This is a genomic window from Mesorhizobium kowhaii (genome assembly GCF_003253745.1).
Classification (GTDB): Bacteria; Pseudomonadota; Alphaproteobacteria; order Rhizobiales; family Rhizobiaceae; genus Mesorhizobium; species Mesorhizobium kowhaii.
Genome location: NZ_MZXV01000051.1, coordinates 71,239 through 87,926, shown reverse-complemented (window position 1 = coordinate 87,926; position 16,688 = coordinate 71,239). Strand labels below are relative to the sequence as shown.

The window sequence follows — 16,688 nt, the reverse complement described above, 5'->3', positions numbered from 1 at the left end:
TTCCGGCTGCGCGAGTCTCTCAGGCTTCAGACAGAGGGGCACGGACTGGTCGCCATTCGCGGCCGATTGCGTGCGACTCTGGAGATGACATGACGGGCGACGACACCAAACACCTTCCCCTCGAAGATATCCACGTGGCCGCTGGTGCACGCTTTGGCGCCTTTGCCGGCTGGTCGATGCCGCTGACCTATCCGGCCGGCGTCATGAAGGAGCATCTCCACACCCGAGAGCATGCCGGCCTGTTCGACATCTCGCATATGAAGCTGTTCGAGGTCAGTGGGCCTGAGGCGGTTTCGCTACTCAACCGCGCTTGTCCCCTGGATGCCGGCGCGCTCGAAATCTCGCAGTCCAAACTGTCCTTCTTCCTCAATGAGGCAGGCGGCATTCTGGACGATCTGATCGTCACCAGGCTCGGCGACCAGCGTTTCATGGTGGTCGCCAACGCCGGCAATGCCGTGGCCGACGAAAAGCATTTGCGTGCGCTTGCCGCGGATTTCGACGCCAAGGTCGAACCGCTCGAGCGCGTCTTCCTGGCTATCCAGGGCCCTGAAGCCTGGGCCGCCCTTTCCCGCGCCGGCATCGAGACCGGCTCGCTTTTGTTCATGCATGGTGTCGAGCCACGGCAGAACTGGTTCATGAGCCGCTCCGGCTATACCGGCGAGGATGGTTTCGAGATCGGCCTGCCGGAGACCGATGCGCGCGACCTCGTCGCGAAACTGCTCGGCGATGAACGCGTGCTGTGGATCGGCCTTGCCGCTCGCGACAGCCTGCGGCTGGAGGCTGGGCTGTGCCTGCACGGCCAGGACATCACGCCGGAGACCGACCCGGCCAGCGCCGGACTGATGTGGGCGATCCCGAAAGAGATCCGCGCTTCCGGCGCTTTCATCGGCGCTGACGCCCTGCGCGCCGCCCTTGAGCGAGGCCCCGCGCAAAAGCGGGTCGGCCTGAAGCCCGAGGGCCGCCAGCCGGTGCGCGCCGGTGCCGCGCTCTTTGATGCCGACGGCAAGCCCGCCGGCCATGTCACATCAGGCGGCTTCGGCCCCTCGGCCGGCCATCCGGTCGCAATGGGTTATGTCGCAACGCCGCTGGCCAAGCCCGGCACACGGGTTTTCGCCGATGTGCGCGGCACGAAAATCCCTGTCGATATCAGCTCCCTGCCCTTCACACCGCATCGCTACCGCAAAGGATAATCTTCATGGCAAAGACCTATTTCACCGAAGATCACGAATGGCTCCGCGTCGAGGGCGGCATCGCCACTGTCGGCATCACCAACTACGCGCAGGAGCAGCTCGGCGATCTCGTCTTCGTCGAACTGCCCGAGACGGGAAAGAAGCTGGCCAAGGGCGACACCGCCGTGGTGGTCGAATCCGTCAAGGCGGCCTCAGACGTCTACGCACCGGCCGACGGCGAGATCACCGAAGCCAACGGCACGCTGTCGTCGGACCCGTCGCTGGTCAACTCGGCGGCAACCGGCGCCGGTTGGCTGTGGAAGATGAAACTGGCCAATGAGAGCCAGTTGGAAGGCCTCATGGATGAGGCCGCTTACCTGGCCCACATCGGCTGATAGCAGGACCAAAAAAGATGACCGCAGCACCCACCCCCTTCTCGGCCCGCCACATTGGCCCCGGCCTTAACGATGTCAGAGCCATGCTGGCCGTGATCGGCGTTCCCTCGGTTGAGACACTGATCAGCCAGGCCGTGCCGAGATCGATCCGCCTCGACTTGCCGCTGAACCTGCCCGCGCCGGCCAGCGAAGCTGAAGCCCTGGCCGAGCTGTCAGCGACCATGGCAAAGAACACGGTGTTGAAGAGCTTCATCGGCGCCGGCTATCACGGCGTCGACGTGCCGCCGGTCATCCAGCGCAATCTGTTCGAGAACCCGGCCTGGTACACGGCCTACACGCCCTACCAGGCCGAGATCAGCCAGGGCCGGCTCGAAATGCTGTTCAATTTCCAGACCCTGGTCGCAGAGCTGACCGGTCTGCCGGTGGCCTCGGCCTCGCTGCTCGATGAAGCCACCGCCGTCGCGGAGGCGGTCGGCATTGCGCTGCGCCACCATCGCGACAAGCGCACCAAGGTGGCGCTTGCCGGCACGCCGCATCCGCAGACGCTGGATGTCGTGCGCACCCGCGCCGAACCGCTCGGCACCGAGGTCGACGGCGAGACGATCGACGACAACACCGCCGCCTTGCTCGTCTCCTGGCCGGACACGTTCGGCGTCTATGGCGACCACAAGGCGGCGATCGAGAAGGCTCGCGCCACCGGCGCGCTGGTCATCTTCATTGCCGATCCACTTGGCCTGACACTGACCGACGCACCGGCGAAACTCGGCGCCGACATCGCCGTCGGCCCGATGCAGCGCTTTGGCGTGCCGATGGGCTTTGGCGGCCCGCACGCCGCCTATTGCGCCGTCTCCGACAAACTGACCCGGCTGATGCCCGGCCGCCTCGTCGGCCAATCGACCGACAGCAAGGGCCGCCCGGGCTATCGTCTTGCGCTTCAGACGCGCGAGCAGCACATCCGCCGCGACAAGGCCACCTCCAACATCTGCACCGCCCAGGCGCTGCTCGCCAATATGGCGACGGCCTATGCCATCTGGCACGGCCCCGCCGGGCTGCAGGCGATCGCCGGACGCATCCATGCGCTGGCCACCCGTCTGGCGAGCGGCCTCGAGGCGGCCGGCGTGTCGGTGCTCGGTGCCAGCCGCTTCGACGCGGTGACGGCGGAGGTCAAAGGCAAGGCCGCGGCAATCGCATCTGCCGCTGAAAAGACCGGCCGGCTGTTGCGGATCATCGACGTCGACCATGTCGCCGTCTGCTTCGACGAGACCTCAACCGATGCCGATGTGGAGGCGATCGCCGCGCTGTTCGGCGCCAAGGCTGGGACCGCCGTTGCCAGCACCGTGCCTGGCAGGCCGCGTGGCAAGGAGTTCCTCACCCAACCCGTCTTCCGCGACAACCACTCGGAAACCGAGATGATGCGCTTCCTGCGCCGGCTGGCCGACAAGGACCTGGCGCTCGACCGCGCCATGATCCCGCTCGGATCCTGCACCATGAAGCTCAACGCCGCCGCCGAGATGATGCCGGTCAGTTGGCCAAGCATTGCCAATCTGCATCCTTTCGCACCGGCCGCGCACTCGGCCGGCTATCGCGCCATGATCGGCGAGCTGGAGGGCTGGCTGTCGGAGATCACCGGCTTCGACGCCGTCACCTTGCAGCCCAATGCCGGCAGCCAGGGCGAATATGCCGGCCTGCTCGCCATTCGCGGCTACCACCGCTCTCGCGGCGACAATCACCGCACCGTCTGCCTGATCCCGTCCTCGGCGCATGGCACCAATCCGGCGAGTGCGGCGATGGCGGGCATGAGCGTTGTCGTCGTGCGCTGCAGCGAGGATGGCAATATCGACATGGACGATATGAGGGCCAAGGCCAATGAGCATTCCAAAAATCTCGCGGCGCTGATGTTCACCTATCCCTCGACGCATGGCGTCTACGAGGAAGGCGCGCGCCACCTCTGCGCCCTCATTCACGAGCATGGCGGCCAGGTCTATTTCGACGGTGCCAACCTCAACGCCTTGGTCGGTCTCGCCCGCCCCGGCGACATCGGCGCCGACGTCTGCCATATGAACCTGCACAAGACCTTCTGCATCCCGCATGGCGGCGGCGGCCCGGGCGTCGGCCCGGTCGGCGTCAAGGCGCATCTGCAGCCCTATCTGCCGGGCCACGTCACCGAAGGCTCGGGCCATGCGGTGTCGGCCGCCCCTTTCGGCAGCGCCTCGATCCTGCCGATCACCTGGATGTACATCCGCATGATGGGCGCTTCCGGCCTGAAGCAGGCTACGGAAACCGCCATCATCTCGGCCAACTATGTGGCGACGCGGCTCGCGCCGCACTTCCCGCTCCTCTACAAGGGCAGGCACGATCGCATCGCGCATGAATGCATCCTCGACACCCGCGTGCTCAAGGACAGCGCCGGCATCAGCGTCGATGACATCGCCAAGCGCCTGATCGACTATGGTTTCCATGCGCCGACCATGTCGTTCCCGGTCGCCGGCACGCTGATGGTGGAGCCAACCGAATCCGAGCCCAAGCGGGAACTCGATCGCTTCTGCGAGGCGATGATCGCCATCGCCGGAGAGGCGGCGAAAGTTGCCAGGGGCGACTGGCCCTTGGCCGACAACCCGCTGGTCAATGCACCGCACACAGCGGCTGAGGCACTGGCCGGCCAGTGGACCCATCCCTACTCGCGCTTGGAGGCGGCCTATCCCGCCGGCGATGCCGACACGGCGGCCAAGTACTGGCCACCGGTGTCGCGCATCGACAATGTCGCCGGCGACCGCAACCTGGTCTGCTCCTGCCCGCCGCTGTCGGATTATCTGGGCGCGGCGGAATAGCTAATGCATGTCGCTCAAAAGTGGCCCCGGTTTTGAGACAACGACATGCATACAAACAAAGACTTAAAGCGCGTCGCATGAATCCGTTTCGACGCGACGCGCTTTAGAGCATGATCCCGAAAGTGGGCACCGGTTTTCTCGGACAAGAGGAAACCGTTTGTCCAGAGATCATGCTCAAACAAACAAATGGAGGCCCATCCCGATCCCATCGGGATGGGACAGGTTCTACGCCGAGCGCAAGGCAGGCTTGACCGGTTCGGCCTTGGCCGTGCTTTTGCGGCTGATGACGCAATTTCTCCCGGCGCGCTTGGCGGCATAGAGCGCCGTGTCGGCCTCGGCCAGCACGTCGTCGAGTCTGCGGCCGTCGGTCTCGCCAAAGCCGATGCCGCCGCTGACCGTGCTGCGCAACGGACCGAGCTGGGTGGCAACGATTTCGGTGCCGAAGGCGACGCCGATCTTGCTGGCGAGATCGTAGGCCCTTTCATCCGTCATCCGCGATATGACGACGGCGAATTCCTCGCCGCCGAGGCGAAAGGCGTCGACGCCGGTCCGGGCATATTTCTTGATGACCGCGGCGAAGCGGCACAGGACCTGGTCGCCGACCGGGTGACCGTAGACGTCGTTCGTCCGCTTGAAGTGGTCGAGGTCGAACATGACGACGGACATGAACGGACCGAAACTCCGCTCGCCATAGAGCGATGTCAGCGCCCGGCGGTTCATCAACCCCGTCAGCGGGTCGGTCATGGTTTCGGCCTTCAGCTCGATCTGCGCCTGCAGGTGGTGGAGGGAAAGCGTCAATGCGCCGAGCCCGGTCATGCAGGCCACCGCGACGACGGAGTTCAGTCGTTCGGCCCAATTGTCGGGCGCGGCCGCGAGCGCCCACTGCCCCCGGCCCAGCAGAACCATGCCACAGAGCGCAAACGACACCGCACAGGTGCCGCTCAGAAACGAAACCACCAGCAGGATCCGGCGATCATGGCTGCCGTTGATCCAGAACATGACGCCGATCGCCGACAGCAGTGCCGTTACCGTCGCGTAGGTGATGATGAAGCCTACACCATCAAGGCCGATGAAGGTCACGGCCGCGCAAATAGCCATGGCGGCAAGCGTCGGAGCAACGGCACGCCTGTAGCCGGGCACGCCGAGATACTGCATGGACGACAGGCAAATGATCAGGAACCCCAGGCTGAGCAGAGCAAGCACGATCTGGCAGAGCAACGGGTCGGGCTCTTTGGTGTATCGCCAGAACAGGATCACATGCGCGACAAGCACCAGAATGCCGCACGCCACAGTCAGCACGAAACCTGCCTTTGGCGCGGTGCACCAAATCGCAAACATGGTAACGCTGAGGCAGATGCCCGACAGCGCGGCTGCGAGCAGGAGCGAACTGAAGTCCAGCATGTCGGGCGAAGGCCTCTCGAGCGTCGGCGGATGCGCTGCATTCTAGGTCAGCGGCAGCCCTCAGATACGGTTTTCAGCCGATCTTTCGACGCAACCTGCGGATACGGTTTACAAAGCGTCGATGCCCTGTGTCCCGAAACCGCACCCTTGGATGCGCCGACCAGATCAACCCTTGTTCAGCAGAGCGAGATTGGCGTTGACGACCGTGGGATCGGCCATGCCGGCCCTCGCTTCGAGCAGCAGCGCCTTGGCCTTCTTGCGATTGCCACGCAACAGTTGCGAATAGCCCATGTTGTTGACGATCTGCGGCTTGCGGCCGGCGACTCTCAAAAGCTGGTTGTAGGCACGGTCGGCGAAGTCGAAGCGGCCAAGTTCATCATAGGAAGCGGCGAGCCCCATCCAGGCTTCGGCATTGTCGGCCTTCAACTCGACGGCCTTGCGGAAATGCTGTTCGGCGAGGCCGTAATTGGCGTCGCGAAACTGCGCCTTGCCTTGCGCCAGATCGGAAGTGTCGATGTCCTTTGCCGCCGGTTGGATGGCGGTGGTCTTGGTGGTGTCGACGCCGCTTGTCGTACAACCAGACATCATCAAGACGGCCGCCATCGCGGCCATTGCCGTGAAGTTACTGTGACGCATGCCCCTGCCTCATCGCCCGATTTGCCGGGTCGTTCTTCAGGAAACACACTACATCCGAGCGATTAAACTTCGGTGCCAAAACGCTCTTAAAATTAAGCTTCGGGCACACCAGCCATTAACCATCCAGTGCAGGCCAGAGGACTTTGACCACGGCAACCGAAGTTCGGGTTGCCTGGCCTGGCCCGCCCCGCGGGCTAGAAAAAATCGTTGAGAAACGCCGCCGCGCCGTCCGAGATGCCGACGACCTTGTTCGTTGCCTGACGATAGAATTTGAAATTGAGCTCGGTGCCAGGCTGGCCGTCATTCCAGTCGTTGAGACGTTTGAGCTCGCTGCGTCCCAGTGGCCGCTTGGCCAGCGCGGTGCGTTCGATGGCAAGGCTGACGCGCGGCGTTTGCCGGGCAATGCCGGGCTTCCTCAGGATCGCTTCAGTGGAGGTGACAAGGCCGCGCGCGACAAGACCTTGGCCGCCCTCGTTCTCACTGGCAAACAGGAAAACCGTATCGCCTTTGGCGATATGTTTGCCGCCATACATGGTCTTTTGCGCCGTGAATACGAACGTATTCGCCCGTGGATCGGCAATTTCGGCCTTGATCGCGAACGCCATGTTTGTCCTGGCTTGGGCTGGCTTTCGTGGCGCGCGCGCCTAGTGCGCCATCGTCATTTTGACGATGACCGGAATGGCCGCAATCATCAGCACCACCGGCAGGATGCACACCACCACCGGCACCGACATCTTGGCCGGCAGGGCGTGCGCTTTTTCCTCGGCCAGCGACATGCGCTTGTGGCGCATGTCGTCGGAAAAGACGCGTAGCGCTCCCGACAGGCTCGTGCCGAGTTCCTTGGACTGCTGCAGCAGCGTGGCGAAGGAACGCACCTCGTCCAGGCTGAGGCGGTCGGCGAGCGCCTTCAGCGCATCGTCAAGGCTGCGCCCGGCCCTCAGCTCCAGCGACACCAGCTGCAGGTTCTGGCTGAGCGCGGGATAGGTCTTGGCGAGTTCCTTCGACACGCGCTCGATGCCGGCCTCCATGCTCATGCCGGCATCCGAGCAGACGATCATCAGGTCCATGAAATCGGGAAAGCCGTTGCGGTACTCACGCCTGCGTTCCCGGACTTTCTGGCTCAGCACCAGGCCGGGCACGAAATAGCCGGCCGCTCCTGACAGAATGACGAATGTCCAGCGGCTGGCCATCGTCGCGTCCGGGCTGGCCATCCACCGGTTAAGCACAAAGACACCGATTGCCGTGCCGATCATCGCGGTGAACCGGATCAGGAAGAACATGCCGACAGCGCGCGGCTCCATATATCCCGCCTGGATGAGCTTCATGCGCAGCCGGGCGACATTTTCCGGATCGCTCTTGGCGTAGAATTCCTGCGCCCGCTTCACCGCCCTCTCGCGCACGACGCCGGTATTCTTCTTCTGCACCGGCTCTGGTTTCGCGGCCACGGGACCGTAGTCGACCTTGAGCCGGCGCTTGACCTCGTTACGATCGCCCTTCGCCGCCATCATCGGCCATGCAACAGCGGCAGCCCCCGCAGCCAGCAGCAGGACGGCCACCGGCATCAACGAGGTCGGCGCAAGCGAGGCGAGGAATTCGATGAAGCCCTGCATGTCAGAACTTGAAATTCGACATCTTGAACATCATCAGATTGCCCAGCATGAGCCAGGTAATCGAGCCGCCAAGCAGGTACCAGGTCTTCGCCTCGCCCCAGACGTCGCGGTAGAAGCCCGGCATCAGCGCCATGATGGCGGTAAACAGCAACGCCGGCACCGCCGTCAGGATGTAGGCCGACATGCGGCCTTCGGTTGCAATGGCGCGCACCTTGCGGCGCAGCTTGCCGCGCTCGCGGATCGTCGTCGCCAGGCCGTCGAGGATCTCGCGCAGATTGCCGCCCGAGGTGCTCTGGATCGAGACGGCGGTGACGAACAGCGGCAGATCCTCCTGGCCGACCCGGTCGAACAGCGAGTTCAACGCCGAAACCAGATCGGAGCCATAGGTCACTTCGTCGGCGATGACGCCGAACTCTGTACCGATCGGATCGGGCATCTCGCGAGCCACCATAGCGATCGCCACCGGCACCGGATGGCCGGCCTTCAGACCGCGCGTGATCAGTTCCAGCGCCTCCGGCAACTGCATGCCGAACCGCTTCACCCGGCGCTTGCGCTTGAAACGCAACGTTATCACCGGCAGCACCGGCACAAGCACAACAAACAGGACAAGCCCCATCAGCGGCGGCAAGCCGTACCAGACGGCGACCAAGGCCATGGCCATCGCCACGCCGCAGGTGATCATCAGGAATTTCGGCAGCGGCATGATCATGCCCGACTGGGTCCGCAGAGCGCGAAACCGGTCCGGCGAAAACAGCGACGTACCCGCGTCAAGGCCGCGCTCCTTGCGCAACTGGACAAGCACCTGCTCCTGGCTGATCCTGCCTTCCTGCAGTTTCATGCGCCGGTTGATGGCGGCGCGCTTGTCACTGCGGCCGGCAAAAAGCAGGTAGCAGGCCTCGGCGATCAGGATGCCGGTAAGTGCTGCCGCGGCATAGACGACATAGATCGCGCTGAATCCGTCGAACACTTTGGCTACTCCTGCGGCCGGCCGGGTTCGAAATATCGTCCGGGGAACTCGATGCCCATGGCGCGCAGATCCTCGAGGAAGCGCGGCCGGATGCCGGTCGCCTCGTAGTGGCCGAGGATCTTGCCGTCGGCCTCCATGCCGGTGCGCACGAAGCGGAATATCTCCTGCATCTGGATGACATCGCCTTCCATGCCGGTCACCTCGGCGACGCTGGTCACCTTGCGCTTGCCGTCGGACAGGCGTGTCAACTGCACGATAAGGTCGAGCGCGCTGGCGATCTGGCTGCGGATCGACTGCACCGTCATCGGCATGCCGGTCATGCCAAGCATCTGCTCCAGGCGCGAAATGGCGTCGCGCGGCGTGTTGGCATGGATGGTCGCCATCGATCCTTCGTGGCCGGTGTTCATCGCCTGCAGCATGTCGAAGGCTTCCTCGCCGCGGCACTCACCGAGGATGACGCGGTCGGGGCGCATGCGCAGCGCGTTCTTGACCAGATCGCGCTGCTTCAGTTCGCCATGGCCTTCAATGTTGGCTGGACGCGTCTCCATGCGCGCCACATGCGGCTGCTGCAGCTGGAGCTCTGCCGCGTCCTCGATGGTGATCAACCGCTCGTCTTCCGGGATGAAAGCCGACAGCGCGTTGAGCATAGTCGTCTTGCCGGTGCCGGTGCCGCCCGAAATGATCGTCGTCTTGCGGGCATGCACGGCGGCCGCCAGCACTTCGGCCATGTTCTGGGTGATGGCGCCAAATTCGACCAGCTTGTGCAGGCCGAGCTTGTTCTTGGAGAATTTGCGGATCGACACCAGTGGCCCGTCAACCGCAACCGGGCGGATGGCCGCGTTGAAACGCGAGCCGTCCAGCATGCGCGCATCGACCATCGGCTGCGATTCGTCGACACGGCGGCCGACCGCGGCGACGATCTTGTTGATGATGCGCAGCAGATGCGCCTCGTCCTTGAACGGAATATGGACCGGCGTCAGCTTGCCCCTCTTTTCGACAAAGCAGTTCTGGTGGCCGTTGATCAGGATGTCGTTGATATCGGGATCCTTGAGCAACGGCTCCAGCGGGCCGAGGCCGACCATCTCGTCGACGATGTCGTCGACCAGCGCGTCGAGCTCGACGGTGTTGATCGCCATCCGCTCCTGCTTGGTCTTTTCCGACACGAAATCATGTACTTGCCGGCGCATCTCATCCTTGGGCAAACGCTCCAGCGCGACAAGGTTGATCTCCTCGAGCAGCAGCCGGTGGATACGCACGCGCGCATCGAGCACCTTGTTGGCATTCTTTGCCGGTGCTGCGTCCGGCTTTGCCGGCAAAGCCTTTCGGTTCGTCGGAATGACGACGGCATGATGCGCGACCGGCATCGTCTCGGCAGCGCGCTGCGGACGCGCATCGCGGTTCTGCAGGGTGGAAAAGCGACTGGTCATCCGGCCTTCCTCTTCAGCAATCCCCGGCCCATGCCAAACAGCGAGCGCGATTTCGCCCGGGGTTGGACCGCTTCCTCCGGCAGGATGATCTTCTTCAGATCGTTGACGACATTGGCGTTCGGGTCGATCTCGTGCAGCGGCACGCCGCGATCGACCGCCTCGCGCACCAGTCGGTAGTTGTTGGCAATGCCGCCGACGAAATGCTCGCCGAGGATTTCCTGGACGTCCGCCTGCTTGATGCCGTTATCGAACATCTTTTGCTCGAAACGGTTGACGATGACGTTCGGCTTCACTTCCTTGCCGGCGGTCTCGTAGACCGCCTGGATCAGACGCTGCGTGTGGCGCAGGCACGGCACCGTCATTTCGGCGACGATGTAGAGCTTGTTGGAACCGAGCAACACCGTCTCCGTCCACGGAAACCAGGTGCGCGGCATGTCGATGACGACATTGTCGAAATAGGCCGAAACGAGGTCCAGCATGCGCACCACGACATCGGTCTTGAACGAGCGCATTTCCGCCGGATGCGTCGGCGCCGCCAGTACGCAAAGCCCGCTGGCATGCTTCGACAGCATCACGTCGAGCAGTTGCCGGTCGAGACGTTCGGGCTGGTTCTCGATCTCGGTGATGTCGAAACGCGGTTCGAGGTCGAGGTATTCGGCACAGGCGCCCTGCTGGAAATTGAGGTCGACCACGCAAGTCGACGCGCCGCGCGTCACCGAGTGATGCAGCTGGAAGGCGGTCTGCAGGGCCAGCGTCGTGGTGCCGACGCCGCCGGCGGCCGGCATGAAGGTGTAGATCTGCGACTCGGTGTTTTCCTCGCGCCCGGGGCCCTGCAGCGTCCGCACCACGGAGCGCACCAGGTCGGCGGTGGTGATCGGCTTGACCAGGAAGTCCGCGACCTTGAGCTGCACCAGGATACGCACGGCGGCGGCATTGAACTCCTGGGTGACGACGACGACCGGCACCTTGTCCTCCAGCCGGCGCATGATGCGCTGCAGCGACTCGACCTCCTCCAGCCTTGCCGCATCCATGTCGACAATGATGGCGCCGAAGTCGGCTTCCTGGATTTCGCCGCGCAGCTCGGTGACATTCTTTTCCACTGTCGACAGCTGGATGATCTCGGAGGCGGCGAATGCAGTCCGCGTGTCCTGAACAAAGGTCCTGTCGGTCGATACGAGCAGGATCTTCCTGGTCTTGATGCCGTTTGCCATTCTGTCAGCCTGTCCGGTCGCCGCCTGTTGGATCAGTTGCCTGTCGTGGATTGCGACGCCTTCGCACCGGCCGCCTGATCGGGAGTGATGGCCACCGCCTCGCCGCGCTGGGCTGGAACGAGAAGCTTTGTGTTCTGGACGCCGTATTTCCACGGATCGACCATCTGCATGGCGGTGTTGGCGGCTTGCGCATTGCCAGCGGCGGTCGTCAGCCCCTCGGTGCGCACATAGTCGTCGCTGGTGCAGCCGGCAGCGAAGCCGGACAGCAGCAAGGCGATGCTCGATCTCAAGATCAGACGCATGGCTTCAATCCTTCGGCAGGTCGAGGAAATGCCCGACCGTGGTAACGGCAGCCGGCTGCGCGACACTGCCGCCGGCCATTGCCAGCGCGCGATTGGTGTCGGACGTCTTCACTTCCTCAGTGTTGTTGAGAAAATAGTCGACGTTGCTCGGCGGCTGCGTGCCATCGGTCGGTTCGACGAGCTTCTTTGACGGGTCGACCGGTTTGACCAGATAGGGCGTGACGATGATGACCAGGTCGGTCTCGCGCCGCTGATAGGATTTCGACGAAAACAGCGCCCCAAGCACCGGCATTTTGCCAAGGCCGGGAATGCGCGACGTGGTGATGTCGTTTTGCGACTGCAGCAATCCGGCGATCATGAAGCTCTGGCCGTTCTTCAGGTCGACCGACGTCCTGGCGCGACGCACGATGAAGCCGGGCACCGAGATGGTGCCGATATTGTAGGAGGCCGACGGGTCGATCGACGAGACTTCCGGCGCGATGTCCAGGCTGACCAAGCCGTCCTTCAGCACCGTCGGCGTGAAATCCAGGCTGACGCCGTATTTCTTGTAGCTGACGGAGATCTTGCCGTTGTCCTCGGAAACCGGGATCGGAAATTCGCCACCAGCGAGGAAGCTTGCCGTCTGCCCGGAACGGGCAATCAGGTTCGGCTCGGCCAGCCTTCGGGCCAGGCCGCGCTCTTCCAGCGCCTTGATGGCGATATCGATCGACACACCGTTCGACAGCAGCCGGCCGATGATCTCGCCGGTCCCGGCTGCCGGCACGGTGCCCGGTTCGAGGGTGACATCGCGTCCGCCGAGGCCGTAGGCGAAATTGGCGCTGTATTTGGCGCCGAGATCCTGACCCGCCTGGCGGTTGATCTCGACAAAGCGGACGTTGAGCTGGACCTGCTGCGACGACGAGATGTTGACCGAGTTGATCACCTCCTCGGTGCCGGAAAAGCGCGTCGCGATCTTGTTTGCCTTTTCGGCGGCGACCGCGTCATCGGCCTCGCCCGACAGCACGACACGGCCATTGGCCGAGCCGACCTTGATCCTGGCGTCCGGCACGCTGGCGCGGATGGTGCTGGCCAGCTGGTCGGTGTCGAGCGTCACCTCGATGTCGACGGTGCCGACAAGCTGCTTTTTCTCATCGAACAGCGCGATGCCGGTGGTGCCGAGGTTGTTGCCGAGCACGTAGAAGGATTTGTCGGTCAGCGGATTGACGTTGGCGATCTCCGGATCGCCGATGACGATCTGGTAGAAGGCGGCGTTCGTCATGATCGTCTTCGGTTTGCCCTTGGCCACCTTGATCGACGCATTCTTGGTCGACGACACATAGACGATGTCGTTGTCGGCCCTGGCCGAGGTGCCGAAAGCCGGCATCCCTGCAGCAGCCAGCGAAGCCGCGACAGCCACGGTGCGCAAAATGCGCAACCGCCCCATGACCCGATATGTGATCAGCCCCAACATTGTCCCGTCCCTCACCCAGTCCCCACTGGCTTCTATTTCTGGTCCGGCGAAGGAACCTGGTATTCCTCGGCCTTTGTGCCGCGCGTCACGATGACCGTCTTGAATTTCGGTTTCTCCGGCTCCTTCGCCATGGCTTCGAACAACGAACTGGCCGCGGCCTGCACGTTGGAAGCGACCGATCCGCCGAACGAAGAGATGGTGGTGACGCCGTTCTTGCCGTCACCGCCTTCGCTAGCGGAGCGAAGCGACAGCGACAGCGTGCCGACGGTGCGGGCCAGCGCCACTTTCTGCGCGCCTTCGGTGGTCACCTCGATGGTCACGGAATTGGCAATCTGCGGCGTGGTCTGGCGCGAGTCGGCGCCCTGCCCGACGCTCAGCACCTTGGCATCTGAGACGACGATCTCTGAGGTGATGGTCGAACCGGCAGCGCCTTGCGCGTTCTTGGCCACTTCCTGGATTTCGCCGGCATCGCGTGTCAGCACGACATCGACCCGGTCGCCAGGTGTGACGAAGCCGCCGACACCGGCAATCTCGTCGGTGCGGATCGTCACCGCCCGCATTCCGGGCGTCAGCATATTGGCGAGCGTCGCGCGGCCATTTGGCCCGGACAGCTTGGTGAGCAGCACCGGTTCGTTGACCTCGATCGGCGTCAGCACCACGCGATTGCCGTCGCCAAGCAACCCATCGATGGTCGGGAAGGCGCCCTGTGGCAGGGAATCCTGCGGCCAGGGGATTTCGCTGAGCTTCGTGCGGTCGAGTTCCATGCCATACCGCAACGGGGCATTGGCCACCACGATGGTCTTGAACTCGATTTTGGGTGCGGCTGGCGCGGCGATCGACGCCGTCTTCTCTTCGCTATCTGCCTTGGCCTGGCTCTTGACCCAGAAATCCGCGGCAAAGATCGATATCGCGCCGAAAACGGCGGCGATGCCGATCATCGATATGGCCTTGCCCCTCACGCCCGAAACCCCTGATGCCCGCAGTTTCTTGTTTTGTTGGGCTCACACTAGGTGGCATTGTTAAAGAATCAGGAATCCAGCGCGGTGGCATTTGACCTATTTCCGCCGGCTTGGTTATCGAATGGTTTTGGGTTAAGACGGGGCAATTCCCCGAACGGAACAGGAACCTCGGTCGCTTGGCGCTGAAAAGCGTGGCAGTATCGCGAGGTGATTCGCAGCATCGGATGCTATGGCAGGCATGGACGACAACAACGATCTTTTCGGCAATCTGGACAAGCAGCCGCAGCCGGTGCGCACACCGGCGCGCCCGGCGGATCCGCTGGTGCAGGCCACCAAGCGCCCTGCCGCGACCAAGGATGGCAGCGAAGGCTATAGCGCCGCCGACATCGAGGTGCTGGAAGGGCTGGAGCCGGTGCGCCGCCGGCCAGGCATGTATATCGGCGGCACCGACGACAAGGCGATGCACCACCTGTTCGCCGAGGTCATCGACAATTCGATGGACGAGGCGGTTGCCGGCCATGCCACCTTCATCGATGTCGAGCTCTCTGCCGACGGCTATCTTGCCGTCACCGACAATGGCCGCGGCATCCCGGTCGATCCGCATCCGAAATTCAAGAAGCCGGCGCTCGAAGTGATCATGACGACACTGCATTCGGGCGGCAAGTTCGACTCCAAGGTCTACGAGACATCAGGCGGCCTGCATGGCGTCGGCGTCTCGGTGGTCAACGCGCTGTCGGACCATCTCGAGGTCGAGGTCGCGCGCGGCCGCCAGCTTTATCGCCAGCGCTTTTCGCGCGGCGTCCCGGTAACCGGCCTGGAACAACTGGGCGAGGTTCACAACAGGCGCGGAACAAAAATCCGCTTCCACCCCGACGAGCAGATTTTCGGCAAGGGCGCTGCGTTCGAGCCGGCGCGGCTCTACCGCATGACGCGCTCGAAAGCCTATCTGTTCGGTGGCGTCGAAATCCGCTGGACCTGCGATCCGTCGCTGATCAAGGAAAAGGACACGACTCCGGCCAAGGCCGAGTTCCACTTTCCCGGCGGCCTGAAGGACTATCTCAAGGCATCGCTCGGCGACGAGTTCCAGGTGACGCGCGAAATCTTCGCCGGCAAGAGCGACAAGCAAGGCGGCCATGGCTCGCTCGAATGGGCGGTGACCTGGTTCGGCGGCGACGGCTTCATCAATTCCTACTGCAACACCATCCCGACCGCCGAAGGCGGCACCCACGAGGCCGGCTTCCGCAACGTGCTGACGCGCGGCCTGCGCGCCTATGCCGATCTCGTCGGCAACAAGCGCGCCTCGATCGTCACCTCGGAAGACGTCATGATCTCGGCGGCGGGCATGCTGTCGGTGTTCATCCGCGAGCCGGAATTCGTCGGCCAGACCAAGGACCGGCTGGCAACCATCGAGGCAATTCGCATTGTCGAGACTGCGATTCGCGACCCGTTCGACCATTGGCTGGCCGACAACCCGCAGGAAGCCTCGAAGCTGCTCGAATGGGTGATCGCGCGCGCCGACGAGCGGGTGCGCCGGCGCCAGGAAAAAGAGGTGTCGCGCAAGAGTGCGGTGCGCAAATTGCGGCTGCCGGGCAAGCTCGCCGACTGCACGCAGAATGCCGCTGCCGGCGCCGAACTGTTCATCGTCGAAGGTGACTCGGCCGGCGGCTCGGCCAAGCAGGCACGCGACCGTGCCAGCCAGGCCGTGTTGCCGCTGCGCGGAAAAATCCTCAACGTTGCCAGCGCCGGCAACGACAAGCTTGCCGGCAACCAGCAGATTTCAGACCTGATCCAGGCGCTCGGCTGCGGCACGCGGTCGAAATATCGCGACGAGGATTTGCGCTACGACCGCGTCATCATCATGACCGACGCCGACGTCGACGGCGCCCACATCGCCTCGCTGCTGATCACCTTCTTCTACCAGGAGATGCCGGCCCTAGTGCGTGGCGGCCATCTCTATCTGGCAGTGCCACCGCTCTATTCGATCCGGCAAGGCGGCAAAGTCGCCTATGCCCGCGACGATGCGCACAAGGACGAGCTTCTGCGCACCGAGTTCACCGGGCGCGGCAAGGTCGAACTTGGCCGCTTCAAGGGACTGGGCGAGATGATGGCCGCTCAGCTCAAGGAAACCACCATGGATCCGAAGAAGCGCACACTGCTTCGGATCGATGTGATCGACGCCGAGGCCGCCACCAAGGACGCCGTCGACGCGCTGATGGGCACCAAGCCGGAAGCCCGCTTCCGCTTCATCCAGGAACGCGCCGAATTCGCCGCAACGGAAGTGCTGGATATCTGAGCCGCACCCGGTCTAGCTTGCGCTTCTGATACGGAGACCA

14 protein-coding genes are annotated in these 16,688 nt (G+C 63.5%); 4 read left to right on the top strand and 10 right to left on the bottom strand.

The window, feature by feature from the left end:
* The first annotated feature begins 89 nt into the window (after positions 1–89).
* Genes gcvT through gcvP form a run of 3 tightly spaced genes read left to right on the top strand, consistent with a single transcriptional unit; the run spans position 90 to position 4,392 of the window.
* Positions 90–1,190, top strand: a complete 1,101-nt coding sequence (gene gcvT / locus B5V02_RS22930; protein WP_111546362.1) for a glycine cleavage system aminomethyltransferase GcvT — start codon at positions 90–92, stop codon at positions 1,188–1,190.
* 5 nt (positions 1,191–1,195) lie between these two features.
* The gene (gcvH, locus tag B5V02_RS22925; RefSeq protein ID WP_111546361.1) at positions 1,196–1,564 is read left to right on the top strand and encodes a glycine cleavage system protein GcvH; all 369 of its coding nucleotides are present in this window, start codon (positions 1,196–1,198) and stop codon (positions 1,562–1,564) included.
* Positions 1,565–1,581: 17 nt separating this feature from the next.
* Positions 1,582–4,392, top strand: a complete 2,811-nt coding sequence (gcvP, locus tag B5V02_RS22920) for an aminomethyl-transferring glycine dehydrogenase (protein ID WP_111546360.1) — start codon at positions 1,582–1,584, stop codon at positions 4,390–4,392.
* Between the two features lie 225 nt (positions 4,393–4,617).
* Here the strand turns inward: gcvP and B5V02_RS22910 are convergent, their stop codons facing one another.
* The 10 genes from B5V02_RS22910 to cpaB all read right to left on the bottom strand — a co-directional run bounded on the left by B5V02_RS22910 (position 4,618) and on the right by cpaB (position 14,355).
* The gene (locus B5V02_RS22910; RefSeq protein ID WP_111546359.1) at positions 4,618–5,793 is read right to left on the bottom strand and encodes a GGDEF domain-containing protein; all 1,176 of its coding nucleotides are present in this window, start codon (positions 5,791–5,793) and stop codon (positions 4,618–4,620) included.
* A 165-nt stretch (positions 5,794–5,958) separates the two neighbouring features.
* On the bottom strand, positions 5,959–6,429 hold the full coding sequence (locus B5V02_RS22905; protein ID WP_111546358.1) for a tetratricopeptide repeat protein: 471 nt from the start codon (positions 6,427–6,429) through the stop codon (positions 5,959–5,961).
* Positions 6,430–6,623: 194 nt separating this feature from the next.
* Complete coding sequence (locus B5V02_RS22900) at positions 6,624–7,034, bottom strand: hypothetical protein (RefSeq protein ID WP_111546357.1); 411 nt, start codon at positions 7,032–7,034, stop codon at positions 6,624–6,626.
* A gap of 39 nt (positions 7,035–7,073) precedes the next feature.
* Positions 7,074–8,039: a type II secretion system F family protein gene (locus B5V02_RS22895; protein WP_111546356.1), complete on the bottom strand. Its 966-nt coding sequence runs from the start codon at positions 8,037–8,039 to the stop codon at positions 7,074–7,076.
* A 1-nt stretch (position 8,040) separates the two neighbouring features.
* Complete coding sequence (locus B5V02_RS22890) at positions 8,041–9,006, bottom strand: type II secretion system F family protein (protein WP_111546355.1); 966 nt, start codon at positions 9,004–9,006, stop codon at positions 8,041–8,043.
* 5 nt (positions 9,007–9,011) lie between these two features.
* Positions 9,012–10,433 (bottom strand): TadA family conjugal transfer-associated ATPase, encoded by a 1,422-nt coding sequence (locus B5V02_RS22885; RefSeq protein WP_111546354.1) that lies wholly within the window; start codon positions 10,431–10,433, stop codon positions 9,012–9,014.
* The gene (locus B5V02_RS22880; RefSeq protein ID WP_111546353.1) at positions 10,430–11,644 is read right to left on the bottom strand and encodes a CpaE/TadZ family protein; all 1,215 of its coding nucleotides are present in this window, start codon (positions 11,642–11,644) and stop codon (positions 10,430–10,432) included. The genes B5V02_RS22885 and B5V02_RS22880 overlap by 4 nt, the downstream gene beginning before the upstream one ends.
* Before the next feature lie 32 nt (positions 11,645–11,676).
* Positions 11,677–11,946 (bottom strand): hypothetical protein, encoded by a 270-nt coding sequence (locus B5V02_RS22875; RefSeq protein WP_111546352.1) that lies wholly within the window; start codon positions 11,944–11,946, stop codon positions 11,677–11,679.
* A 4-nt stretch (positions 11,947–11,950) separates the two neighbouring features.
* Positions 11,951–13,396 carry a type II and III secretion system protein family protein gene (locus B5V02_RS22870; protein ID WP_111546351.1) on the bottom strand — a complete coding sequence of 482 codons (1,446 nt, stop codon included), beginning with the start codon at positions 13,394–13,396 and terminating at the stop codon, positions 11,951–11,953.
* A gap of 32 nt (positions 13,397–13,428) precedes the next feature.
* The gene (cpaB, locus tag B5V02_RS22865; RefSeq protein ID WP_245446122.1) at positions 13,429–14,355 is read right to left on the bottom strand and encodes a Flp pilus assembly protein CpaB; all 927 of its coding nucleotides are present in this window, start codon (positions 14,353–14,355) and stop codon (positions 13,429–13,431) included.
* Between the two features lie 238 nt (positions 14,356–14,593).
* Between cpaB and parE the strand changes: the two genes are divergently transcribed.
* Positions 14,594–16,648 (top strand): DNA topoisomerase IV subunit B, encoded by a 2,055-nt coding sequence (gene parE, locus B5V02_RS22860; protein WP_111546653.1) that lies wholly within the window; start codon positions 14,594–14,596, stop codon positions 16,646–16,648.
* Positions 16,649–16,688 lie beyond the last annotated feature (40 nt).

Excerpts from the sequence above, each read along its gene's own strand:
- gcvT (WP_111546362.1), top strand. The coding sequence starts at position 90 with ATGACGGGCGACGACACCAAACACCTTCCCCTCGAAGATATCCACGTG.
- gcvH (WP_111546361.1), top strand. The coding sequence starts at position 1,196 with ATGGCAAAGACCTATTTCACCGAAGATCACGAATGGCTCCGCGTCGAG.
- gcvP (WP_111546360.1), top strand. The coding sequence starts at position 1,582 with ATGACCGCAGCACCCACCCCCTTCTCGGCCCGCCACATTGGCCCCGGC.
- B5V02_RS22910 (WP_111546359.1), bottom strand. The coding sequence starts at position 5,793 with ATGCTGGACTTCAGTTCGCTCCTGCTCGCAGCCGCGCTGTCGGGCATC.
- B5V02_RS22905 (WP_111546358.1), bottom strand. The coding sequence starts at position 6,429 with ATGCGTCACAGTAACTTCACGGCAATGGCCGCGATGGCGGCCGTCTTG.
- B5V02_RS22900 (WP_111546357.1), bottom strand. The coding sequence starts at position 7,034 with ATGGCGTTCGCGATCAAGGCCGAAATTGCCGATCCACGGGCGAATACG.
- B5V02_RS22895 (WP_111546356.1), bottom strand. The coding sequence starts at position 8,039 with ATGCAGGGCTTCATCGAATTCCTCGCCTCGCTTGCGCCGACCTCGTTG.
- B5V02_RS22885 (WP_111546354.1), bottom strand. The coding sequence starts at position 10,433 with ATGACCAGTCGCTTTTCCACCCTGCAGAACCGCGATGCGCGTCCGCAG.
- B5V02_RS22880 (WP_111546353.1), bottom strand. The coding sequence starts at position 11,644 with ATGGCAAACGGCATCAAGACCAGGAAGATCCTGCTCGTATCGACCGAC.
- B5V02_RS22875 (WP_111546352.1), bottom strand. The coding sequence starts at position 11,946 with ATGCGTCTGATCTTGAGATCGAGCATCGCCTTGCTGCTGTCCGGCTTC.
- B5V02_RS22870 (WP_111546351.1), bottom strand. The coding sequence starts at position 13,396 with ATGTTGGGGCTGATCACATATCGGGTCATGGGGCGGTTGCGCATTTTG.
- parE (WP_111546653.1), top strand. The coding sequence starts at position 14,594 with ATGGACGACAACAACGATCTTTTCGGCAATCTGGACAAGCAGCCGCAG.